Origin of the sequence: Prosthecobacter sp. (assembly GCF_029946185.1) — a bacterium.
Taxonomy (GTDB): Bacteria; Verrucomicrobiota; Verrucomicrobiia; order Verrucomicrobiales; family Verrucomicrobiaceae; genus Prosthecobacter.
The window spans coordinates 37,888-60,737 of record NZ_JAQSEA010000073.1 but is presented as its reverse complement, the minus strand read 5'-3'; the positions used below and the strand labels follow the sequence as shown (position 1 = coordinate 60,737).

The 22,850-nt window shown below is 58.1% G+C and carries 18 protein-coding genes; 6 read left to right on the top strand and 12 right to left on the bottom strand.

What is annotated here, in order from left to right:
• The gene (locus PSV43_RS05440; RefSeq protein ID WP_300194521.1) at nt 1–2,637 is read right to left on the bottom strand and encodes a DNA translocase FtsK; all 2,637 of its coding nucleotides are present in this window, start codon (nt 2,635–2,637) and stop codon (nt 1–3) included.
• A 159-nt stretch (nt 2,638–2,796) separates the two neighbouring features.
• Between PSV43_RS05440 and PSV43_RS05435 the strand changes: the two genes are divergently transcribed.
• From PSV43_RS05435 to PSV43_RS05425, 3 genes are all read left to right on the top strand, one after another.
• On the top strand, nt 2,797–3,231 hold the full coding sequence (locus PSV43_RS05435) for a c-type cytochrome domain-containing protein (RefSeq protein ID WP_300194520.1): 435 nt from the start codon (nt 2,797–2,799) through the stop codon (nt 3,229–3,231).
• Between the two features lie 68 nt (nt 3,232–3,299).
• Nucleotides 3,300–4,340 carry an SAM-dependent methyltransferase gene (locus PSV43_RS05430; protein ID WP_300194519.1) on the top strand — a complete coding sequence of 347 codons (1,041 nt, stop codon included), beginning with the start codon at nt 3,300–3,302 and terminating at the stop codon, nt 4,338–4,340.
• A 297-nt stretch (nt 4,341–4,637) separates the two neighbouring features.
• On the top strand, nt 4,638–5,630 hold the full coding sequence (locus PSV43_RS05425; RefSeq protein WP_300194518.1) for a hypothetical protein: 993 nt from the start codon (nt 4,638–4,640) through the stop codon (nt 5,628–5,630).
• A gap of 40 nt (nt 5,631–5,670) precedes the next feature.
• Here the strand turns inward: PSV43_RS05425 and PSV43_RS05420 are convergent, their stop codons facing one another.
• From PSV43_RS05420 to PSV43_RS05380, 9 genes are all read right to left on the bottom strand, one after another.
• Nucleotides 5,671–6,657 carry a hypothetical protein gene (locus PSV43_RS05420; RefSeq protein ID WP_300194517.1) on the bottom strand — a complete coding sequence of 329 codons (987 nt, stop codon included), beginning with the start codon at nt 6,655–6,657 and terminating at the stop codon, nt 5,671–5,673.
• A 524-nt stretch (nt 6,658–7,181) separates the two neighbouring features.
• Entirely contained in the window at nt 7,182–8,231 is a 1,050-nt protein-coding gene (locus PSV43_RS05415) for a fructose-bisphosphatase class II family protein (RefSeq protein ID WP_300194516.1), read from the bottom strand.
• Nucleotides 8,232–8,297: 66 nt separating this feature from the next.
• Complete coding sequence (gene mutM / locus PSV43_RS05410; RefSeq protein WP_300194515.1) at nt 8,298–9,110, bottom strand: bifunctional DNA-formamidopyrimidine glycosylase/DNA-(apurinic or apyrimidinic site) lyase; 813 nt, start codon at nt 9,108–9,110, stop codon at nt 8,298–8,300.
• Nucleotides 9,111–9,118: 8 nt separating this feature from the next.
• A complete protein-coding gene (locus tag PSV43_RS05405) occupies nt 9,119–9,595 on the bottom strand; it encodes a hypothetical protein (RefSeq protein WP_300194514.1) in 477 nt (158 codons plus the stop codon).
• Entirely contained in the window at nt 9,592–9,858 is a 267-nt protein-coding gene (locus PSV43_RS05400) for a UPF0175 family protein (protein WP_300194513.1), read from the bottom strand. Before PSV43_RS05400 ends, PSV43_RS05405 begins: the two co-directional genes overlap by 4 nt.
• Before the next feature lie 69 nt (nt 9,859–9,927).
• Nucleotides 9,928–10,365: a Fe-S cluster assembly sulfur transfer protein SufU gene (sufU, locus tag PSV43_RS05395; RefSeq protein ID WP_300194512.1), complete on the bottom strand. Its 438-nt coding sequence runs from the start codon at nt 10,363–10,365 to the stop codon at nt 9,928–9,930.
• Nucleotides 10,366–10,401: 36 nt separating this feature from the next.
• The gene (locus tag PSV43_RS05390) at nt 10,402–11,619 is read right to left on the bottom strand and encodes a cysteine desulfurase (RefSeq protein ID WP_300194511.1); all 1,218 of its coding nucleotides are present in this window, start codon (nt 11,617–11,619) and stop codon (nt 10,402–10,404) included.
• Nucleotides 11,620–11,636: 17 nt separating this feature from the next.
• Nucleotides 11,637–11,915 carry a hypothetical protein gene (locus PSV43_RS05385; RefSeq protein WP_300194510.1) on the bottom strand — a complete coding sequence of 93 codons (279 nt, stop codon included), beginning with the start codon at nt 11,913–11,915 and terminating at the stop codon, nt 11,637–11,639.
• A gap of 48 nt (nt 11,916–11,963) precedes the next feature.
• Entirely contained in the window at nt 11,964–12,200 is a 237-nt protein-coding gene (locus tag PSV43_RS05380; RefSeq protein WP_300194509.1) for a hypothetical protein, read from the bottom strand.
• A 137-nt stretch (nt 12,201–12,337) separates the two neighbouring features.
• Here PSV43_RS05380 and PSV43_RS05375 point away from each other — a divergent pair, with 137 nt between their 5' ends.
• The gene (locus PSV43_RS05375; protein ID WP_300194508.1) at nt 12,338–16,285 is read left to right on the top strand and encodes a PVC-type heme-binding CxxCH protein; all 3,948 of its coding nucleotides are present in this window, start codon (nt 12,338–12,340) and stop codon (nt 16,283–16,285) included.
• A 153-nt stretch (nt 16,286–16,438) separates the two neighbouring features.
• On the opposite strand, the gene dnaA is transcribed toward PSV43_RS05375, so the two are convergent.
• Both dnaA and PSV43_RS05365 read right to left on the bottom strand, forming a co-directional pair.
• A complete protein-coding gene (gene dnaA, locus PSV43_RS05370; protein ID WP_300194507.1) occupies nt 16,439–17,872 on the bottom strand; it encodes a chromosomal replication initiator protein DnaA in 1,434 nt (477 codons plus the stop codon).
• Nucleotides 17,873–18,226: 354 nt separating this feature from the next.
• Nucleotides 18,227–19,276, bottom strand: a complete 1,050-nt coding sequence (locus tag PSV43_RS05365; protein ID WP_300194506.1) for a DUF3500 domain-containing protein — start codon at nt 19,274–19,276, stop codon at nt 18,227–18,229.
• A gap of 195 nt (nt 19,277–19,471) precedes the next feature.
• Between PSV43_RS05365 and PSV43_RS05360 the strand changes: the two genes are divergently transcribed.
• Complete coding sequence (locus PSV43_RS05360) at nt 19,472–21,130, top strand: ATPase, T2SS/T4P/T4SS family (RefSeq protein ID WP_300194505.1); 1,659 nt, start codon at nt 19,472–19,474, stop codon at nt 21,128–21,130.
• Nucleotides 21,131–21,178: 48 nt separating this feature from the next.
• Nucleotides 21,179–22,843 (top strand): GspE/PulE family protein, encoded by a 1,665-nt coding sequence (locus PSV43_RS05355; protein WP_300194504.1) that lies wholly within the window; start codon nt 21,179–21,181, stop codon nt 22,841–22,843.
• Nucleotides 22,844–22,850: the final 7 nt, after the last annotated feature.

The window sequence follows — 22,850 nt, the reverse complement described above, 5'->3', positions numbered from 1 at the left end:
TCAATCCATCTGCACCAAAATCTCGCGCGGCTTGGCTCCTTCGCCGGGGCCGATGATGCCGCGGTCTTCGAGGATGTCGATCATGCGGGCGGCGCGGCCGTAGCCCAAGCGCAGGCGGCGCTGCAGCAGGCTGGTGCTGGCTTTTTTCTCCTGGCGGATGACTTCGAGGCACTTCTCCAGGCATTCCTGCTCTTCGGAGCTGACGCCATCTTCACCCATGTCATCATCATCGCCAAACTCGCCGCTTTCGTCATCGACTTTGACATCGAAGACCGGCTTGCCTTGAGCGACACAGTGCTGGACCAGCGCATGGATTTCATCATCGGTGACCAGCGCGCCCTGGCTGCGAATGGGCTGCGCACCGCCGGGCGGCACGTAGAGCATGTCCCCTTTGCCGACGAGGTTCTCGGCGCCTTTGCGGTCGAGAATGACGCGGCTGTCGAGAGCGGATGAAACCTGGAAGGCGATGCGCGTCGGGATGTTCGCCTTGATGACGCCGGTGATGACGTCCGCACGAGGAGTCTGTGTGGCGACGATGAGGTGAATGCCGGCCGCACGCGCCATCTGCGTGATGCGGGCGATGGCCACTTCGATGTCTGCAGGCGCGGTCTGCATCAAATCGGCAAGCTCGTCCACAATGACGACGATGTAGGGCATGGTGTCGGGAATGACGACCTCCTGCCTGCGCGGCGGGGGGGCCAGGGAGTCACCAAGCCAGGTGCCGCTGGCATCGCGCATTTCGCTGTCGCCATCCACGGTGCCTACTTCGGCGGTCTTCGGCTCCTCGTTTTCCTGCGCAGCCTCCTCGGCGAAAGCGGCGGACACGCGGTCATCATCCACTCCAGCCTTGGTCTTTGCCTTGGTCTTGACGGCGGGAGCAGCGGCTTCTGCCGCGGCGGCAGCGGCATTGCGGGCGGCACGGGCGGCATCCGCCTCGGCCTTGCGCTTAACATTGCGGTTGTTGAAGGCTTCGAAATTACGGCAGCCTTCCTGTGCAAAGATCTGGTAGCGGTTTTCCATCTCCTTCACCACCCAGCGCAGGGCCAGCAGCGCCTTCTTGGGATCCGTCACCACTGGCAGCGCCAGATGCGGCAGATCCTCGTAGTTCTGCATTTCCACGACCTTGGGGTCGATCATGATGAAGCGCAGTTCATCCGGCGCAAAACGGCAGATCAGGCTGGTGATGATGCTGTTGATGCACACGCTCTTACCACTGCCCGTGGCACCTGCGACGAGCAGATGCGGCATGGCCGCGAGATCGCCAATGATCGTCTTGCCATACACGTCCTTGCCCAGTGCGACAGGCAGCTTGGACTTGCCGTTGACGAATACATCGTCCTCCAGCAGTTCGCGCAGTGGCACGATGGTCTTCTCTGAGTTTGCCAGCTCGATGCCGACGGTGTCCTTGCCGGGAATCGGCGCGAGGATGTTGATGCGCTCAGCGCGTGTGGCACGGGCGATGTCCGCATCCAGATTGGCGATGCGGCTGACACGCAGTCCATCGACCGGGCGCACTTCATAGCGGGTGATAGCAGGGCCACGGGTGATGTCCCCGGGCTCCACGCTGATGCCAAAACTGGCCAGCGCTCTGACGATGGTGGCCTGGATGCCGAGCAGTTCGCTCTTGTCCGTGGGAGCCCGATTCGTCTCCTCCGGCCATTTCAGCAGCTCCATGGAGGGCAGCTTGTAGTCTTTGAAAAGCTTGGTCAGATTTCCCAGCGAGCCATGCGGCGCCTGCTCCATTTTCTGCGCACGCTTTTGCTCCCAGACTTCGGCCAGCTTGGGCTTGTCGCTGCGATCGTCATGAGCACGCGAGATCGAGGAGTCGATAATCTTCGGCGGTGGCGGGTCAAACTTGAGCGGAAGCTCCATGTTGGTGGCCGCTGCAGGTGTGTCACCGCGCAGTTCCGCCGCGCCCTTCTTCTTCCGCCGCAGACCTTCCGGCACCGGCGTCACGGTTCCATAAATCGTGTTCGCGGCTTCTTCAGCCAGCTTTTCCTGGATCAGGCGTTGTGCCTCGCGCTCCGCCTTCCAGCGGGTCAGTTCCAAGCGAATGTTCTGGATCACCGTCAGCGGGTGCTGACCGGTCACGAGAAAGAGTCCGCCCATATAGACAGTGCCGAGCACCAGAGTGGCACCCACCTTGCCGAGAAGATTCCTCAGCAGACTGCCGCCGATCACATAGCCCAGCCCGCCCGAGCCGCCCAGCGGCGTGAAATGATCCCGCTCGCTCAGCAGATTCTGCACTTCCAGCAGCGCGGCACCGCTGATGATCATGACAGCCACGCCCAGCCAGGCTGCGCGGGTGATCTTCATCTTGGAGTGCAGTTTGCACACGCCAAACCACGTCATGCTGAAGGGCAGCAGATAGGCGGAAAAACCCATGAGCCACAGCATGTGCCCGGCCGCAAGCGCACCGACGCGACCAACAAAATTGTGCGTCGTGTCCCCGGAAGATTCCGACAGCGCCAGAAAGGACCAGGAGGGCATGTCGCGCGGATCATACGACACCAGCGCCAGCAGCAGCATGGCCGCGAGCATCAGCAGCAGGATGCCGAAGGCATCATTCCATGGGCCTTCTTTCTCGTCCGTAGATCGGGCGCGAGGGGGGCGGGGGGCAGCGGCGGCACGAGGCATGACAACAATCTGGTAATTGTGGCAGACGAATTTATTTAAGGCTATCGAAATATTTACCTTGCCTCACTTTTATGAATCAGCTTCGATTCAATCTGGGATGCTGCTTGACCTCAAAACTCCAGCGAACATCTTTGTCCGTCACTTCATAACACCACCATCATGAAAACCACCCTTACCCTCACCCTTGGCGCCTTGCTTGCCCTCGGCCTCTCCGTCACCTCCACCACCAGTGCGCAGGACGCCGGCAAAGTGGACTTTGAAAAGCAGATCCTCCCGATCTTGAAGGAAAGCTGCTTCAAGTGCCACGAGAAGGAGAATGAAGACAATGGCAAGATCAAGAAGCCCAAGGGCGGCCTGCGTCTCGACAGCGCAGCAACCATCACCAAAGGCGGCAAAGAATATCCGGATGAAAACGTCGTCGCCGGTAAGCCTGACGCGAGCTGGCTGGTAAAGACGATGACCCTGCCTGACACCGACGACATGGCCATGCCCCCTGAAGGCAAGGGCGACCGCGTCACTCCTGCAAACATCGACCTCATCAAGAAGTGGATCACCGAAGGTGCCAGCTTCGGAGCTTGGAAAGGCGTCGAGTAATTTTCTTTTAGCGCTACATCTCATCACGGAGGGCGGAGCCTTGGGCTCCGCCTTTCTTTTTCCCCTTTATGAACACACCTTTTCGTTTCACCACCTGTCGGGCCGGATCTGAAGCCACGCTCAAGCGCGACATCGCCAGCCACTTCGTCGGTGAACTCACGCCTGCGTTCATGAAGCCGCAGTTCATCACCTGGAAGGTGAAGCATCCAGGTTTCAGCCCGCCGAAAAACCTCAGCCACTTTGCGCGGGTCAGCGGCATCTCGCTTGGATTGTGTAAAACAATTGGCGAACTCGTCGAACACACCCGTAATCTCGGCACCAAGCCGCTGCGCCTGCACGTCTTCCCGCGCATCACCGCCGAAGACGGCGTGGAAGCCGCCACCTGGCAGCCCATCGACACGCTGACTGCTGAAATCACCCAGGCACTTGAGCAGGCGGGTGTAGCGCTCGAAACAGCACCCAGCATCTCTCAGGGCGATCTCATTCTCGATGTCATCGTGGGCGAGACTCCGGAAGAGCCGCTCTTCCTCGGCTACCACGAGCATCAGTCCGGCATGCACACGCATCCCGGTGGTCTGCCACGCATCTCACTGCCTGCAGACGTCCCCTCACGCGCCTGGCTCAAGCTTGAACAAGCCCTCGCCTGGCGTGGCTGGGATCAGCTTGATCTGAGCGGACAAACCGCCCTCGACTTGGGTTGCGCCCCCGGCGGTGCCACCTATTCGCTGATCCAACGCGGCATGAACGTCCTCGGTATCGATACGGCTGAAATGGACCCGCGCGTCCTCGATCTCGCCAAGGCCAAGGGCGTCCGATTCGATCACTGGCGCACTGCCGCAGGCCGGCTCAATCTCACCGCCCTGCCGAAAGAAGCCGCGCTGCTGCTGTGCGACATCAATCTCGCCCCGCCGCTGGTGATTCCCGAGATTCAACGCATTCAGGATGCGGTGCAGGCGCGTCGGCTGATCCTCACGATCAAGCTCAACACCCCGGCCCTCGAAGACAGGGCCCACGAGTTCATCGATACTATTCGTGACTTTGCCCCCGCCCCCTTGTTTGCCACGCAGCTTGCGGGCAACCGCCGGGAGATCTGCGTGACGGCAGGGTGATCCCGCTGAAAAGCGCTCCCTCCAACTGTCAGCCTCGTTTCCTGCTTCCACCCTTAGGGTGCTTGTTTTGACAACGAAGGTGAGCATCCCTTTCAAAATCAATCCATTGTGAAATTCACCCTGGAAACAAAGGGTTTTCTACCATCTGGGAATCCTCAGTTCCAGGCCCGCCCTCGGCACGAATGACCGGCACAACGGTCTTTCGTCCGGCGCTGTCGCCGGACTCGGCGTCACATCCATCAGGCCAGCAAGGAACCACTGAACAAAACGTATTGGCATCCTCAAAACAGCCACGCCATGCCCTGCTGCCACATCCAATCTCTTGAGCATCCGGCTTTTCCGGCGACACTGATTCCCGATGCGGAGCGTTTCGCCAATTATGTGGGCGGGGTGCCGCTCAATCGGATCGGAGAACCTCTGCCAGCCAGAGTTCTCACAAGTGCGCTTCATCTGGAGATGAAGCTGTGGAAGCAGCCCAAGAAATTCCGTTGGTATGTCAATGACGCGCAACTAAACTCATGGGGTGTCATGGCGAACCGAACAACTGCTCCTTATGCAGAGTATCCTCGATTTGTGCAGCAAGCTCAGTGCAACATCTTTTCCAAGATCAATCCGCCCGAAAGCGTTACCGATTGCCGTTTAGAAGCATACGACAAATGGCTGCTTAGCACGCAGATGGAATTCAGAAGCAATGGTTTGGCTAATGCAGGTCTTGAAGTTTGGACACCAAACGGGAATAACAAGCCTCCGGAACTCGGCACAATTGGTCTGGCGCAAAAACTCATCAACATTTACGTTAAATACGAGCTTTGTTGGCAGGTGGCTGGCAAGTGCTTGAATGCTGTGCAAGCTGCCTATGCAAATCCGCACATGCCTCACCTGCCCCAGTATCTGTGTGCGTTGCATGCGCCGATTGACCGGATTCTGTTGAAGGAGATATACAAGCTCGGTTTGGGCAGGCAGCTCCAAGAAATGAAGCTTCTCAAAGGAGAAAATCTGATCCAGTCTTTCGACGGATCTTCCCGCCCTTGGTCCAAACTCAACTGCCTGCGTACTTATTACGGCCTGCAACTCATACTGCGACGGATCGCTATGCACACTTGGAAAAAAAGCTGCGCCTGCGCAGAATCAGCCCGCAAGGCAATCCAAGGATGTGCCGATTGGTTTAATGAGAACTATGGCGAAGAACACCCGTGCGGTGAAGGTCAGAAAGACTGGATACAAACCGCCTGCGATTTGCCGGAGCAGTTGATTGAGAAGATGCTTGAACGGTTAGTCTGTAAGACTTAGCCATGAATTCCAGACGAATATGATGGCAAGAGGCTAAAGGTTACTTTTCAGCTTTGCTCAGTCTTGAAGCACGCCAGGCTGAAATCTTCTGTATTGACAAATCGGATAAGCGAGATAGCGGCAAGTCGAACTTTTCGCCATCATCGCGCCTTATCACAACGGTATCTTGCGTCAGCGCTAGAATCTCAGCGCTTATCGTCTGCCCATCTCTGCTTTCAAGCTCCAGAAAAGCGCTTTTCCCAGCGCTCTGTTTTGGTTGGCGTCTTTTAGATTCGGTTTGAACTGGCTTTGCCGACCCGCGCGTTTCCGATTCTGTCTCAAGAACCGGTATGGCTTTGGGAACAGTCGTCGGCTCAACCAGTTCTTTGTTAGCCAAGGTATTTTTGTGATGGCTCACGATTTGGCCCAGGCTTGTCCAGACAAACCAAGCGGAGAGCACTGTTCCTACTGCTATACCCAACAGTACCACAATCCTCCTTCTTCTTAGCATATCGACGAAGCCCCACAATAACCCTGCTGCACATCCCCAAATCAATGCAGCCCCCATCCACCCCATCCAGCAGTTTGTAGATGCCTCAATGCCGTCACCAATAGAAAGGCCGTAATTCTTTTGAAGCAACCAACCCATGGGGGTATGGAAAATTTTGATTGCGAGCCAGAGGGCCAACAACGTGCCGATTACTCCCGCGAGTGCGTTGCTATTATCGCCACCTTGACTCTGGCTGGTGCTGGCAGCCGTGGGTTCAGCAGAAACTGGGGATTGAACGGGAGGTATATAAGACGTTGTGGTGGCTTTTGGCGGATTGACGCTTTTGGCGGAACCGACCCATTGGCTGCTACCAACCTGTCTGCGATTTACATCAACTGTATAAATGTAACCGCTACGTTGAATAGAAACTGTACTGATAGTATATCCCTTCAAACCGTCATCTGGTTCAGTGCCAGCATACTCGCTAAAAAGAAAACGACCACTTTCGTCCAAAACACTCACATAGTTACCATTCTGGTAAGCTGATCCAATAGCCATAAATAAATCCTCCTTCTTTATGTATCAAATGGCATCACCCTTCATTTATTCGCCTGCTTTATGCTAAGCCAATCTTTGATGTGCTCATCGAATTGAGGGTCAAGTGCTATTCCTATGCCAAAAACGACGATCAAAAATCCTGTCCAAAACCGAATTTGCGGAGAGGGATTTTTGATACCAAATACTACGATTACCCATCCAATTGTGCGAAAAATGTCACCAATGATTTTGCCAATAAGGAACGAAATATTCATAAAAAAGAAACAACTCACTTAACCCGTGGGGATTTTTCAACTTAATGCAACACATTCTCTCTTAAACCTCCTACCACCACACCATACAGCCCCTCCCTGCGGCCACCTTCATTCCACCCATAGTGCCTCTAGGGGTGGAAACGGGAAACGAAGCCGACGAAAAGAAATCGTCCCCATGGGGAACCGCGAAAAAAACGCCGCAAACCCAGAAACGGAGCTGGAAATGGGCCGCGCGGCGCATGAGCGCGATGCCATTCCTGCCCGCGCCGGTTAAGCGCGCAGCGGCACGACCTTGCGGTCAAGATCATGGGTGGCGTGAATACGGCGCACGGTACCACTGCGGGTACGCATCAAAATCGAATGCGTTTCCACGCGGTGATCCACCAGACGGCAGCCGGGCAGCAAGGGGCTGTCGCTGATGCCCGTGGCGCAGAACAAGGCGCTCTCCCCCACGATGAGTTCATTCACGCGGAAGACCTGATTCATCTCTGCTGCAGGCGTCATCGCCGCGACCTCAGCACGATGCTCCTCATTGTGAAACCACATGCGCAACTGCATGTCGCCACCGAGACATTTCAGCGCCGCAGCGGCCAGAATACCTTCGGGCGAGCCACCCATGCCAATGTAAAGATCGCAATTCGACTCAGGCATCGAAGGCGCGACCGCAGCCGCGATGTCGCCATCAGTCACCATGCGCAGCGCCGCGCCCGAGCGGCGGATCTCCTCGACGATGTCGTGATGGCGCGGGCGATCCATGGTGGAGACGACAAGGTCGCGTTCACGCTTGCCCAGAGCTTCCGCGACGAAGGAGATGACCTCCTGCAAAGGCATGTCGAGGAAACAGCGGTCACCCCTGCCCTCCAGCGCCTTTTTCACCGCCGGGCCGTAAGCGATCTTGTGGCTGTAAAAGCTCGGGATGCTTTTCATGGCGCATGGGGCACCGTCAGGAATCTGCGCCGCTGCAATGACGGAGATGCTGTTGGGCAGGCCCTTGGCAAGGTTGCTGGTGCCGTCGATGGGATCGAGGGCGATGTTGAAGCGAGGTGACCCATCCCGCCAGGTGCCCAGGTGCTCGCCGACGAAAATACCGGGAGCGTTGTCCTTGATGCCCTCGCCAATCACGACCTCACCACGAATATCGAGGATGTCGAAGACGCCGTAGATCGCGCTGCAGGCCGCGCCATCGGCGAGTTCCTTTTCACCCCGCCCGAGCCAGTGGATCGCCTGCAAGGCGGCGTTTTCCGTGGCACGCACGAATTCAAATTCGAGCACGCGTTCGAGATCGTAAGCACTGCGGAGCGGTGGGAGAGATGAGGACATACTTGGCGATTTTGAATGACAAATGCCGAAACGACGAATGAAAAAATTGCTTCATTCGCATGACCTCTACTTCTGACACGTCGGGCAAAAGAACGTCGAACGCTGCCCCTGCACGATCCGTTTCACCGTCGCCTCACACACCCGGCAGGCTTCGTCCTCGCGATCATATACCCGCAGCGTCACCTTGAAATAACCCGGCTCGCCGCTCTCGTTCACAAAATCACGCAAGGTGGTGCCGCCCATCTTGATCGAAGTCGCCAGCACCTTGCGGATGGCCTGCACTAGCTTGACCAGCTTTGGCTTCGTCACCTTCCCTGCGGCTTGCTGCGGATTAATCCCCGCCATGAACAGCGCCTCGCTCGCATAAATGTTCCCCACCCCCACGACGACATGCGCATCCATGATGACCTGCTTGATCGCCGCCGTCTTGCCTTTGCAGACGGCTTGCAGATGCGCCGCCGTGAAGTCATCGCTCAGCGGCTCCGGCCCCAGATCTCGCAGCAGCGCATGCTCCATGGGGTCGCCCTCAATCCACAGCGCCGCACCAAAGCGACGAGGATCGTGCAAGCGGAGCTGCTTGCCGCTTTCGAGCGTGATGGCGAGATGATCATGCTTCTTGAACGGCGTATCCGCCGGCAGCACCCGTAGATTGCCCGACATGCCCAGGTGCAGCAGCAGCGTGCCTTTGGCGGTGCCAAACAGCATGTATTTTGCGCGTCGCGTTCCTGTCTCAATCCGGCAGCCTTCCAGCTCATGAATCGTGTCTGGCACCGGCCAGCGCAGCCGCTTGTCCCGCACGATCACCTCCCGAACCCGCTTGCCAAGCACATGCGGCGAGACCCCGCGCAGAGCGGTTTCGACTTCGGGGAGTTCAGGCATGGGAATATTTAAAGTTGCGAGCGGATGGCTTCGATCACTGTCGGAGATACGCGAAAATTGGTCTCCTGGGTCAGCCTAAAAACGGCCTGATCAAAATCGAGCAATTGGAGCCGTGCGGCATCAGCAATGACAGCCAGAATACCTGAGACGCGAAATCCGAGGCGTTGGGCAATCTGGCGGCCTTTGCGCTCATCCATGAGCAACAGATCAGCGGCTTGATCGTGGGCCAAGCGAATGGCGGCGGCTTCTCCGGCATCAAGCCGCGCGAGTTCGCTGTGAGTCCATGACGAAACCGGCGTCACCACGGCCAGCCAGACAGGAGGCGTTTTGATCCATTCTCGCAATGTGGCAGGCGATTGTGGATGCTGGCATTCAGCGAACACTTCTGGCAGGCAAAGGATACGGCCATAAAGAATAGGCAGCACATCGACATGACCGATGGCGACGAGATAGCGCAGCGGAGAAGTATCGCTGATAACGATCACGCGACACGAAGGGCGCGGAGGTTGCTGATGTCATCCAGCACTTCATTGGCGGACGGATCAGGCCAAGCGCCGTGAGCAGCCAGAAAATCCTCGGTCTCCCAGCGCGAAGCATGACCGAGCAGCTCGCGGACTTCCGCCGTTGAAAAGGTACCCGAACGATAGGCCTGCACCGCATAGCCCTCGATGAACCGGGAGCGCACTTCATCCACCGCGTTACCAATGGAGGCAGCCAGATTGTCCGGGATGGTCATGGTGAGTGTCATGGATCAAAATACGACCCGAACCAGACCTTACAACCGTTTGCTAAGGGCTGTTTCCACCCTAGCTCGCTCCTACTTCCCCTCCAAGGCCTGCTCCAGCGCGCGCCAGGCGAGCATGGCGCACTTCACGCGCTGCGGGAATTTTTGGACACCTTCGAGAAGGATGAGTTCGCCGAGGGCGTCTTCATTGGCTGGAGCGCCGTCTCCCATAACGACACGCCGGAAGTCTTCGCGCACGGCGGCGGCTTCGTCCTTGGACTTGCCTTTGATCTTCTGCGTCATCATCGACGCACTGGCCTGACTGATGGCGCAGCCCTGGCCGGTGAATTTGAGGTCTTCGATGGCACCTTGGTCGGACAAGCGGACCCAGACGTCGATTTCGTCACCGCAGGAGGGATTGTCGCCATGGGCGTGGAGGCAGGGCGGCGGGAGTTCGCCGCTGTTGCGCGGGTTCCTGGAGTGATCAAGGATCACCTGCTGGTAGAGGTCACGGAGGTCGTCGGAGAGCATGGTCGGAAAACGTATAGCACAGGCTGGCAGCCTGTCTCACGTGAAGAACTTACGCGCGAGGAGCAGTACTTCGACGAGGCGATTGATCTCTTCGAGCGTGTTGTAGAAATAAAAGCTGGCGCGGGTGGTGCCGGGCACCTTGAAACGCTTCATCAGCGGCTGAGTGCAGTGATGCCCGCCACGCATGGCCACGCCATGGCTGTTGGCGAATTCGACGAGATCGTGCGGATGGGCAAAATCGAGGTGGAAGGCGGCGAGCGCGCCACGGTGGCCGGACTGCGGGCCGAGGATGCGGATGCCGGGCACCTCGCCCATGCGCTGCACGGCGTAGTTGGCGAGGTTGTGGTCGTGACGCTGGATGTTTTCGAGGCCGATGGCCTGCAGGTAGTCAATGGCGGCCCCGAGGCCGATCACACCGGCGATGTTGGGCGTTCCGGCTTCAAAACGATGCGGCGGCGCCTTGTAGCTGCTGCTCTCCATGGTGACCGTCAGGATCATCTCCCCACCGCCATGCCATGGAGGCATGGTTTCCAGCAGGGCCATGCGGCCATAAAGCACGCCGATGCCCGTGGGTCCGCACATCTTGTGGCCGGAGAAAACGAAGAAGTCGCAGCCGAGATCCTGCACATTGATGGGCATGTGGCCGGCGCTTTGCGCACCATCCAGCACCGTCACGGCGCCGAGGGCTTTCGCCTTGGCGATGAGCTCCTTGGCAGGGTTGATGGTGCCGAGGGAGTTGGAGATATGAACGAAGGCGAAGAGCTTCACCTGTTCGGTGAGCAGCGTTTCGATGGCCTCGCCATCGAGCGTGCCGTCGTCCAGCACAGGGATGTACTTGAGCGTGGCCCCGGTGCGCTGGGCGAGCATCTGCCACGGGATGATGTTGCTGTGATGCTCCATCCCGGTGATCAGGATGACATCCCCTGCCCGAAGATTCTGCGTACCCCAGGTGTTCGCCACGAGGTTGATGCCCTCGGTGGTGCCACGGGTGAAGATGATCTCGTCCTCCGAAGCGGCACCGATGAAATGCGCCGCTTTTTTCCGCGCTGCCTCAAAGGCCTCCGTGGCACGGTTGCTCAACTCATGCAGCGCACGGTGGACATTGGAGTTGTCGCGCTCGTAATAGAGCGAGAGCGTCTCGATGACCGCACGCGGCTTCTGGCTGCTGGCGGCGTTGTCGAGATATACCAGCGGGTGCCCATTCACCTGCTGGTCGAGGATGGGGAAATCAGAGCGTATGCGGTGCCAGTCCATGATCTTGGACCCAGGCATTAGCGTGAGACCATGCTCTGACGTGGCGCAGCGACGGTGGGTGCCGTCTTGCCAGCTGCGTAGATGCCACGCATTTCGACCTGACGGGCGCGCTCCTGCATGGAGGCAGGCTTGCCGTTTGCAGGCAGATCATTTTCTGCAATGTAGCCGAGCAATGCCGAACCGGTCTGATCCAAAATCCTCACCGGATACGTGTTCTTAAAAGCAGCCCACGTCTGGCTGCAACTGGTGAAGCCGGCAGAAAAAATAACGAGGAAAGCGAGGCGGAAAAATTTCATTACAATTGTTTTTATCATGCCGTTCTAATTCTGTAAACAACTAGATGCTCAGCGATTGAAGGCCACTTGGGAGCCGACAAGGCCGTCCATTGGCTGCATTCCACGCGCCTTCTTGTTCTGCACCTCTCGGGCGCGCATTTCCAAAGTCTGGCCGTCAGCCCTGCCTTGGCCATTCTCGTCAGCAAGCATCAGGGCATAAGGAGCAAGACGCAATGCCGTGCCGATAAGCCCGCAGTTGCTTAGCAACAGACAGGCGGAGATGGCAAAAATCAGGCGGGATTTCACAGGCATTTATCGTTATTATCACAACCGCCTCTGAGAGTAAACATATATGATGGCGCTGGATCAGGACGAAACTTGCGCTTTATGCGGCAAACATTCCCCCTGCCCCGCCGTATTGCACAGCCGTCCGACCAACCCCCATGAAGAAACTGCTTTCTCTCCTCCTCGCCCTCACCGTCTCGCTCCAGGCTGAGATCGAACTCAAGCAGGGCGACAGCATCGCCATCCTCGGCAATGCGCTGCCAGACCGCTCGCAGTATTCCGGCTGGCTGGAGTCGATGCTCACGCAAGCCAATGCCGGCAAGGACCTCACGTTCCGCAATCTGGCCTTCTCCGGCGATGAGGTGCAGACCTGGCACCGCATCGACAACTTCGGCACGCGCGACGAATGGCTCACCAAGGTTAAGGCGGACGTCATTTTCGCCTTCTACGGCTACAATGAATCCTTCAAGGGCTACGAAGGCATTGAGGAGTTCAAAAAGAACCTCGCCAAATTCCTCGACGACACCAAGGCGCAAAACTACAGCGGCAAAGGCGCGCCACGCATGGTCCTGTTCTCGCCCATCGCCCTGCAAAAGCTCGCCAGCGCCAGCCTGCCAGCGGTGGAGGAAAAGAACACCAACATCCAAAACTACGCAGCCGCGATGAATGAAGTCGCCGCCGCGAAAGGCGTGACTTTTGTGGATCTCTTCCAGCCCAGCTCCAAGGGCCTGCCGGAGGGATCGACGCTCGACGGCCTCTACATCACCGACAGCGGTGAAAAAGCCCTCGCCGAGTCCGCTTTCAAGTCCCTCACCGGCAAGGAAGCCCCCCAGGTGAATGAAAAACTGCGCCACGCTATCATCGACAAAAACTGGGAGTGGCACCAGCGCTACCGCACCGTGGACGGCTACAATGTCTATGGAGGCCGCTCCGGACTGGCTTACGCCGCTGGCATAGGCGCTTTCAAACAGAACGAGCGCAATCCCGAGAAGCCCTACATTTCCAATTACGAGGTGATGATGGAAGAAATGGCCCAGCGCGATGTGAAGACGGCCAACCGCGACCTGCGCGTGCACGCCATCGCCAAAGGTGGTGATCTCGTCGTCAAAGACAACGATCTGCCACCTGTGGAAAAAGTCCCGACCAACATGCCCAACCCAAAAGAGGGCAAGGAATTCAACAAGGTCCCGATGACCGGCATGACCTTCACTCCCGAAGGCCTCGTGGCATTCCCGGACGCGAAGGAGGCGATGAAAAACATCCAGCCGGAAGCCGGGCTCAAGATCACGCTTTTTGCCGATGAAAAAATGTTTCCCGCGCTGGTGAATCCGGTGCAGATGGCCTGGGACACACGCGGCCGCCTTTGGGTCAGCGCCTGGCTGAACTACCCTGAGCGCACCCCCACCAGCACCAAGGGCGACAGCCTGCTCATCTTTGAAGACACCAATGGCGACGGCACGGCGGACAAGATGACGGAATTTGCCGACAATCTGAACTGCCCCACCGGATTTAACTTTTACAAAGACGGCGTCATCGTCATGCAGTCGCCGAATCTCGTGTACCTTGAGGACACCGACGGCGACGGCAAAAGCGACAAGCGCACCATCCTGCTGATGGGCCTGTGTGCCGCCGACTCGCACCATGAAACGAATGCGCTGAACTATGACTGCGGCGGCGCCCTGTATCCGAGCGACGGCGTCTTCCACCGCACGCAGGTGGAAACACTCTACGGCCCCGTTCGCAACACGAACGGCTGCATCTACCGCTTTGACCTCAACCGCCGCTCGCTGGAGCGCTTCACGACAGACGCCACGGTCAATCCGCATGGCAAGACCTGGGACCGCTGGGGCAATGCCTTCTTCACCGACGCCACCGGCAACGTGAACACCTTTGCCGAGGCCTCCTCCTGCTACCTGCCACGCGAAGGCGGCGGCAGCGCCAAGCTGCAGGAGTTCTGGAAACGCCCCGCACGCCCCTGCGCCGGCAACAACATCATCTCCAGCCGCCACTTTCCCGACGACTGGCAGAACAATTTCCTCAACTGCAATGTCATCAGCTACCAGGGCATCTGGCGCGTGCCGCTCATGCCAGACGGCGCAGCCTTGAAGGGTGAAGTCAGCAACGAACTCGTCAAAGCCGACCCCGCCGTGTATCCCACCTTTCGCCCCAGCGCCGTCAGCGTCGGACCCGATGGCGCGCTGTATTTCTGCGACTGGGCCAATGCCATCATCGGCCACATGCAGCACCATCTGCGTGACCCGAATCGCGACCACGGTCATGGCCGCATTTACAAGCTCACCTATGCCGGCCGCGACCTGCTGAAGCCCGCGAAGATCCATGGCGAGAGCATCGAAAACCTGCTCGAAAATCTCAAAGCATGGGAGGACAACGTGCGCATGCGCAGCAAGATCGAACTCGCCAAGCATGACGCCGCCAAGGTCGCCGCTGCCGCGAAAGCTTGGGCAGCGAAGCTGGAGACGAGCGACAAAGAATACGAGCACCACCGCCTCGAAGCGCTGTGGACGCACCAGTGGGTCGATGTCGTGGATGTGGATCTGCTCAAAGCCGTTTTGCAATCTCCCGAACCGCGTGCCCGTGCCGCCGCGACGCGTGTGCTCTGCTACTGGAAGGACCGCGTTCCAGGCGCGCTCGATCTGCTCAAGGTCGCCGTCAACGATCCCGCCATGCCGGTGCGCATGCACGCCGTTCGCGCCCTCAGCTTCTACCAGCCCACGCCCGATGCGGAGAAGGCTCTCGAAATCGCCTACGACGTGCTCAAGCAGCCCACCGACTCCTACATCGACCACGTCTTCAGTGAGGCCCGCAAAGGCCTGCAATCCGTGCTCAAGACCAAGATTCTGCCAAAAGATCCCGGTGCCCTCGCCGAATTCATCGCCAAGACCACCGACGCCGATCTCAAAGGCCTGCCCGATCTGGAGCCCGTGCTCATCGAAAAGCTCACCCGTCCGAAGATCACCGCCGACGTTCGCTCGAAGGCCCTCGATGAACTCGCCAAGACCACCGGAGACGACAAGCCCGTCGTTCTCGTGAACATGCTCAAGCGCATCGAAGCTGCCGACGGCAAACTCAACGCCACCGCTGACGACCTCGGCAAGCTCCTGCTCGCGCAATCACCCGGCATGCTGGCCCGTCACGGCACGCTCATCAAGACCTTGGCCAAAGACGCGAAACAGGCCCCCGTGAAACGCGCCTGCTACGCCGCCTACATCGTCGGCGACAAAACGCCCGACAATCTCTGGAAGGCCACGACGGATGGCGGCGAGCGCAACTACCTCATCGAAGCCATAGCCCTCATCCCAGCCAATGAAGCCGCGCTGCGCGCCAAGTTCCAGCCGCTCCTCACCGCCCTGCTGGGAGATACCAGCCTCGATGGCGGCCGCCTGCGCGCCGTGCTCACCGCCCTGCCCCTCATGGGTGCGGAAAACGCCGCCGCGAACTTCCAGATCGTGGCGCAGCACCTCATCGACGGCAAGGAGCGCAACGCCGCCGCCAAGGCCCTCATGAAGTTCCCGAAAGCGAACTGGGATGTCGCCAAGGCCAAGCCGGTCACCGACGCCATCCTCGCCTATGGCAAGACCGTGAAACCCGCCGACCGCAGCAAGCCCGAGTACGTCGAGATCATCGGTGCGGCCAAAGAAATGGCCGCGCTGCAGGGAGACGCTGGCAAAGGCATCCTCGCCGAGCTGAAAACCATCAGCGTCGATGTCTTCGTCGTCCACACCGTGCATGAGCAGCTCCGCTTTGACACCACCCGGATCGAAGTCACCGCTGGCAAGCAGTTTGAAGTCATCTTCGAAAACGACGACGTCATGCCGCACAATTTCGTCATCGTCCCGCCCGGCAAGCACATGGAGATCGGCACCGCCGCCATGACCATGACGCCCGACAAGCTCGACAAACAAGGCCGCGCCTTCATGCCCGCCGCCTTCGAAAAAGAAATCCTTGCCGGCACACATCTCCTCGAACCCGGCCAGAAAGAAACCGTCAAACTCAAAGCCCCGTCACAACCCGGCGAATACGAATTCGTCTGCACCTTCCCCGGCCATGCCGTGCTGATGTGGGGAACGCTGAGCGTGGGGAAGTGATATGGCATAGTCTTCCACGCGACAGCGTCCCGGAGCGCGCCGGTCCTCCGGCGCTTTCGGACGTCCACCTGCATACGCATAGCTCCAGAGGTCTGGAGCACTCCAAAAGGCTGACGCGTTCTCGGTGCTCCAGTCCACGCATGGAAGCGTGGTTCAGCTCTCGCGGATTTTTCCTGCGAGCGAATCGAGCGTGCGCTTGAAGTCGTTGGAGCCGTTGATCAGGTTCGTGACGACTTTGCAGGCGTGGATGACGGTGCCGTGGTCACGACCACCGAACTCATCGCCAATCTGCACGAGCGGCAGTTTGGTAAGGGTGCGCGTGAGGAACATGGCCACCTGACGGGCTTCGGCTATATTCTTCGGACGACGTGGACCGGTGAGGTCGCTGACGCGCAGATCGTAGTGCGTGGCGATGATGCGCTGAATGCGATCCACCGTGACGGTCTTTGACGGATCTTCATCGATCACGTCATGCAGCATCGTGGCGAGCGCGGACTCCGTAGGGACGGTGCCTTCGAGAGAAACGTGGGCGGCCACGCGCATGAGCGCGCCTTCCAGCTTGCGCACATTGACGCGGATACGCTGCGCCATGAATTCGAGGATCCATGGGTCGAGCGAGACATTGAAGTCGCTCTGCTTGCGGCGCAGGATGGCGATGCGGGTTTCAAAGTCGGGCACCTGGATCTGTGTGGCAAGGCCCCATTCAAAGCGTGAGACGAGGCGGCTTTCGAGATTTTTGATCTCGCTCGGCGGGCGGTCGCTGGCGAGGACGATCTGCTTCGCGTTGTTGAAGAGCTCGTTGAACGTGTGGAAGAACTCCTCCTGCGTGCTGTCCTTGCCTTCGAAGAATTGCACATCGTCGATGAGCAGCACATCCACCTTGCGGTATTTCTGGCGGAACTGGCTGAAGGTCTGGCGCTTGATGGCGTCCACAAACTCGTTGGTGAACTGCTCGGAGGTGACATAGCGCACGTTGGCACGAGGTTTGCGCGCCAGCACTTCCTGGCCGATGGCCTGCAGGAGATGCGTCTTGCCAAGGCCGGTGGCACCGTAGAAAAACAGCGGATTGTAGATGCGGCCCGGCTTTTCTGCCACGGCACGGGCCACGGCCACGGAATAGCTGCTGTTCGGACCGATGACGTAGCTGTCGAAGTTGAACTTGGCGTTCAGACCAGCTTCGCTGAAGAAACGGATCGGAGCCTGATCAGCGGCGTTGACGCGCGCCGCCTTGAGTTCGGGCATCGGCGCGTAAGAAACAGGGGTTGGTTCAGTTGCGACATGAAATTCAATGGCTGCTGGCAGTCCGGTGACTTCAGCCACAGCATCGGCCACGGCGACCGTATGGTTGCTCTCGATCCAGAGCTGATGGATCGGATTCGGCACCGTAATGATGAACCGGCCGTCATCCGCAAGACGTGCGGAGGTGCCGCTGAAGCAACGCTGAAAATTATCGCCCCCAAGGCGCTTCACCAAAACTTCGCACACTTGATCCCAAACTGTGGGAACAGGCGTGAACAGTTCTGTGTTTGCATGGTGAGCCGAGCCATTGAGGGAAGAGTGATTCGAGTTTTCATCGTTACGCGCCATGATGATTGTTTCTGGGAGAATGAGGTCGGGATTTGGTTGGGAAGATGCGTCGGAAGAATTTTCAATGGGAGTATTCAGGAGGCCATTGAAGATCTTTTTAAACGACGACTCTTTGTATGTCGAAAGCGACACATGAAACAAGCTCTTCTTCGATATATTTTTGAATTTTGAACCCAAATAAACAAAACAATTATAATAATTTGCATTGGATTGTGAAGATCCCTTCAAACCAGCGTGAACAAGCTGTGAACAGCATGCGAATAGCTGTGTACAACCAGAATAGGCACGCAAAATGCGTGCCTTATTATTCAGACCGCACACCACACCGGCTTTGCCGGTGGGCGGCGGTAAAGATCAATGAGCCTGCTTCACATGCTCACCCAGCAGATCACGGCCAAAGTCGCCGTCAAAGCTGCGCCAGACGCTGTGCACATGATTGGCATCGTTCTGCGTGTTGTCATACTCGAGCAGGAAGGTCTTCCCCTGCACACGGTAGTAGTGTGGCTCTCCGCGCTCCTTGCCACCAGCCCAGGCAAAATACATCGGGCCGCTTTCTTTAAACTCTGCGCGTGCGGCTTCCGCAATATCGGGACGCATCCGGTCAATGTACTCGGCGATGATGCGCGCGAGCATGCTCTTCTGTTTCTCGTTGAGTTCGGAATCTGCCAAACCCGCGGGCGCAAGAGGACTCACTTTGTGCTCCGCCGCGGTCACCATTTCCTTGGGGGCTTCCGTGGCGACGAAGGCCGTCTTGAACTGCTCAGGGGTCAGCGACTTGACCAGTTCACGGCCCAGTTCCTCCTCAACTCCGAGCACGCGCAGTCCGGTCAGCGGTCCCTGGCGGATTTCACCCGGATTAGTGCCCATGAATGAGGGAGTGGCGCGGAGCATCTGGCCGTCTTTGATGGTGAAATTCAATGACAAGTGATGTCCTTCGACGCGCCAGCCCCAGGCTCCTTTGTCAGCGGGTTCGCCGAAAATCGAGACGAAGTATTTTTCCGGATCACGCTTCTCACGCGCAGCAGCACGCTTGGATTCATCCGCACCTTCCATTTGATAGAGCACTTCTTCCAGGCTCATGATCGTCACCGCCTTGGCGGAACCACGAAAACTGAGGCCGGTGTTTAAGAGAGCGTGGGCCAGCAGGCGCTGCTGCGGCGTCATCTCCTTGAGCGGCAACCCTTTGCGCTCACGCGGGATGAAATGCCAGTTTTCACGCTCCTCAGCGGCAAATTCGAAGCTAGCCTTCGCTTTTTGCTCCGGGGTCAGCGCGGCCAGAAAGACCTTGGCGATGGCGGACATCTGCGTACCAGCATCGTGCGCCACGACCGTGCGCGGAGTGAAACATGAAAAAGCAAGGCAGATGCCGAGAAACGGAACGGAGAGGCGCTGAGCGATGTGCATGATGGAGATGTGAGTCGTCTTGTTTGGTTGGCAGGGCAAGTCGAACGCTCATTCCAGCGGCTGTTTGTCATTCATTGTCATCAATTTTCACATTGCGGACGCCGAGACGTTGACACTTTCCTGCGTGAGGTTGTAGTCTGATGATTATCGTAAAATACCGATTTCACGCACCACCCGCCAAGCCGATCCGAATTCATGTACTCCAATGAAGCATACCTCCTCGAACAGCTCCAGGAAACCGGCCAGCTGTCCGAGCGTGACATCCAGCAGGCAAAATCCGGTCTTAAGCCTGGAGAAAGCGCCGTTGCTGTTCTGGTCAAATCGGGAACGATCTCAGATGAGCAGATCGCACGCACGGTGGCCGTCAGCTCCGGCATGGAGTACATTGACCTAAACGGATTCGAAGCACATCCCGGCCTGAAGTCTCTCGTGCCGCTGCAGGTTGCCCAGAAGTACAAAATCGCGCCGTTGGGAATGAACGGGAGCACCCTGCAGATTGCAGTGGCTGACCCGTTTGATTTCGAAACGCTGGATGCGCTGCCACACGTCCTGCAGCCGGACATTGAGTACTACTGCTCCACACCAGCTCTGATCAAGACAGTCCAGTCCAACATCTATGGCAATGATGCCATTCTGGGCATTGAAACTAAAGGCGGAGATCCCAGCGTTTCCTCAGATGCCGACGCCCCGGTCATCAAGCTGGTGCAAAACATGCTGATGGAGGCCTTCAAGCAAAAGGCTTCTGATATTCATGTGGAGCCGCTGGAAAAGGACATCCGCATTCGGTACCGCATGGACGGCGTCCTCGTGGACGTGGAGCATCATCCCAAACGCCTGCATTCGGCGATCATTGGACGCCTTAAAATCATGACCGGCTCCATGCAGCTGGATGAAAAGCGCATCCCTCAGGACGGCCGCATCCAGATGCACTTCAATGACAAGGAGATCGACATGCGTGTGTCGATCATTCCCACCAACAACGGCGAAAGCGTCGTCATGCGTGTGCTCGACAAGAGCAGCCTCAAACTCGGTCTGGTGGACTTGGGCTTCTTGAGTGATGACCAGGCCTCCTTTGAGCAGCTCATCACACTGCCTGACGGCATCATTCTGGTCACCGGCCCCACGGGCTCCGGTAAAACGACCACGCTCTACGCCTGCCTCAATTTCATCAACCGGCCCGACCGCAAAATCATCACAGTTGAAGACCCGGTCGAATACGAACTTGCGGGGATCAACCAGGTCATGGTGAAAGAAGACGTCGGCATGACCTTCGCTGCAGCCCTGCGCGCCATGCTTCGTCAGGCGCCCAATATCATCATGCTGGGGGAAATTCGAGACTTGGAAACGGCCTCCATCGCCATTCAGGCATCCCTCACTGGTCACTTGGTCTTCAGTACGCTGCACACAAACGATGCACCGAGCGCGGTGGCACGTCTCACGGACATCGGGGTCAAACCCTTCCTCACCGCCTCCGCCGTGCGCGCGATTGAAGCGCAGCGACTCGTCCGCAAGCTCTGCCCTGACTGCAAACAGCCCGGCAAGCTCTCAAGTAATGAGCTGCGCTCCCTCGGCCTCGAAGCCGCCCAGATGGCGGAGTCCACCATCATGAGCGCCGTCGGCTGCTCCAAATGCCGCCAGCGCGGATTCCGCGGCCGTATGTCCATTGTGGAGATTTTCAAGATTGACGACGAAGTGCGCGGCATGATCAACCAGCAGCTCACGACTCCCCAACTGCGCAAACGCGCGCGCGAACTGGGCATGCGCACGCTGCGTGAAGACGGCATCCGCAAGGTGCTCTCCGGCTCGACCACCGCCGAAGAAGTGATCGAGGCCACCATGTCCGACGCCGATTGATCTTCACACCTCGACTTACCCAACGAACTTCATTTCTTACAGACGACTATGACTCCCCATAATGTGGTAGAGATGCTCAAAAGCCGGGGCGTGATCGACAAAGGTCTCGCCTATGACATTGAGCAGGATTCCGTGCAAAACGGCAAAGACATTGTCCAGGTGCTGCTGTCCTACGGCATCTACACCAATGAGGATGAATTCTGGGCGCAGGTGGCCGATGAACTCGGTGCCGACCACTTCGATCTCGACAATTTCGAACCACCGCCCTCCGTCGTCGCGCTGATTCCCGCAGGCATGGCACGTCTGTACGGTGCATTTCCGATCACGCTGGATGCCCAAGGCCTCCACGTGGCCTTCACCGATCCGCTCAATCCGCAGCTGGTGGAAGACCTGCGTTTTGGTCTCGAAAAAACGATTGTGCCCGTGGTCGCGCGCCGCAGCCAGGTGCTGACCTTGATCGAGAAGTTTTATGGCGCTGGCGCACCCAGCATTGAGGAAATCTTCGGCCAGCTCGGCAAGGCCGGCAAAGACGGGGTCACCGCCGAAGCCGAGGCAAATTCCGCGCCCATCGTTAAGTTCGTCGATCTGGTGATGCAGCAGGCCATCAAGGAACGTGCGAGCGACATTCACTTTGAGCCGTTTGAGAAAGAGTTTAAAATCCGCTATCGGGTGGATGGTTCGCTGTATGAAATGGCACCTCCGCCCATTCACCTGGCCACGTCGATCATTTCCCGCATCAAGGTCATGGCGAACATGAACATCGCCGAGCGCCGCATCCCGCAGGACGGGCGCATCATGACCAACGTGGGCGGCAAACCGGTGGACATGCGCGTCAATTCCCTGCCCACGCAGCATGGCGAGTCCGTGGTGCTTCGAGTTCTTGATCGTTCATCGATTAACATTGAGCTCGATGCGCTGGGCATGCAGCCCTTCCTTCAAGACTACATCGTCGAGACCATTCACAAACCCAACGGCATCTTCATCGTCACCGGTCCGACCGGAGCTGGCAAGACCACCACCCTCTACGCCTGTCTGCGGCGGATCAACACCATCGACTGCAAGCTGATCACAGCCGAAGACCCGGTGGAATACGAACTCGATGGCGTCATGCAAGTGCCGATTAATGATGCGGTGGGGCTGACTTTTGCCAAGGCCCTGCGTTCCTTCCTGCGTCAAGACCCGGACCGTATCATGGTGGGAGAAATGCGTGACCTTGAGACCGCCCAGATCGCGATCCAGGCATCCCTCACCGGCCACTTGGTGCTCAGCACCCTGCACACCAACGATTCCGCTGGGGCCGTCACACGTCTCGTGGACATGGGGGTGGAACCCTTCCTCGTCTCCGCCACGCTCGAAGGGGTGCTCGCCCAACGTCTTCTGCGTACGATCTGCAAAAGCTGCCGTTCGCCGTATGAGCCCAGCCTGAACATTCTCAATCAGCTCAATCTCACTCCAGAGGACATCGGCGGGAAGCATTTCTACACCGGCTCGGGCTGCTCCGCCTGCGGCAACAGCGGCTACAAAGGCCGCAAAGGCCTCTACGAATTGCTGGATGTCACCGACCCCATCCGTGAGCTCATCACCAGCCGCGCTCCCTCCATCGTCCTGAAGCAGAAAGCCATCGAGCTGGGCATGGTCACTCTGCGTGAAGACGGACTACGCAGTATTTACGATGGAGCAACAACCATCGAAGAAGTCCTGAAATACACTTGATTCCCGC

Bases quoted from the DNA above. Each gene is read 5' to 3' on its own strand.
- PSV43_RS05440 (WP_300194521.1), bottom strand. From the start codon at position 2,637: ATGCCTCGTGCCGCCGCTGCCCCCCGCCCCCCTCGCGCCCGATCTACG.
- PSV43_RS05435 (WP_300194520.1), top strand. From the start codon at position 2,797: ATGAAAACCACCCTTACCCTCACCCTTGGCGCCTTGCTTGCCCTCGGC.
- PSV43_RS05430 (WP_300194519.1), top strand. From the start codon at position 3,300: ATGAACACACCTTTTCGTTTCACCACCTGTCGGGCCGGATCTGAAGCC.
- PSV43_RS05425 (WP_300194518.1), top strand. From the start codon at position 4,638: ATGCCCTGCTGCCACATCCAATCTCTTGAGCATCCGGCTTTTCCGGCG.
- PSV43_RS05420 (WP_300194517.1), bottom strand. From the start codon at position 6,657: ATGGCTATTGGATCAGCTTACCAGAATGGTAACTATGTGAGTGTTTTG.
- PSV43_RS05415 (WP_300194516.1), bottom strand. From the start codon at position 8,231: ATGTCCTCATCTCTCCCACCGCTCCGCAGTGCTTACGATCTCGAACGC.
- mutM (WP_300194515.1), bottom strand. From the start codon at position 9,110: ATGCCTGAACTCCCCGAAGTCGAAACCGCTCTGCGCGGGGTCTCGCCG.
- PSV43_RS05400 (WP_300194513.1), bottom strand. From the start codon at position 9,858: ATGACACTCACCATGACCATCCCGGACAATCTGGCTGCCTCCATTGGT.
- sufU (WP_300194512.1), bottom strand. From the start codon at position 10,365: ATGCTCTCCGACGACCTCCGTGACCTCTACCAGCAGGTGATCCTTGAT.
- PSV43_RS05390 (WP_300194511.1), bottom strand. From the start codon at position 11,619: ATGGACTGGCACCGCATACGCTCTGATTTCCCCATCCTCGACCAGCAG.
- PSV43_RS05385 (WP_300194510.1), bottom strand. From the start codon at position 11,915: ATGAAATTTTTCCGCCTCGCTTTCCTCGTTATTTTTTCTGCCGGCTTC.
- PSV43_RS05375 (WP_300194508.1), top strand. From the start codon at position 12,338: ATGAAGAAACTGCTTTCTCTCCTCCTCGCCCTCACCGTCTCGCTCCAG.
- dnaA (WP_300194507.1), bottom strand. From the start codon at position 17,872: ATGGCGCGTAACGATGAAAACTCGAATCACTCTTCCCTCAATGGCTCG.
- PSV43_RS05365 (WP_300194506.1), bottom strand. From the start codon at position 19,276: ATGCACATCGCTCAGCGCCTCTCCGTTCCGTTTCTCGGCATCTGCCTT.
- PSV43_RS05360 (WP_300194505.1), top strand. From the start codon at position 19,472: ATGTACTCCAATGAAGCATACCTCCTCGAACAGCTCCAGGAAACCGGC.
- PSV43_RS05355 (WP_300194504.1), top strand. From the start codon at position 21,179: ATGACTCCCCATAATGTGGTAGAGATGCTCAAAAGCCGGGGCGTGATC.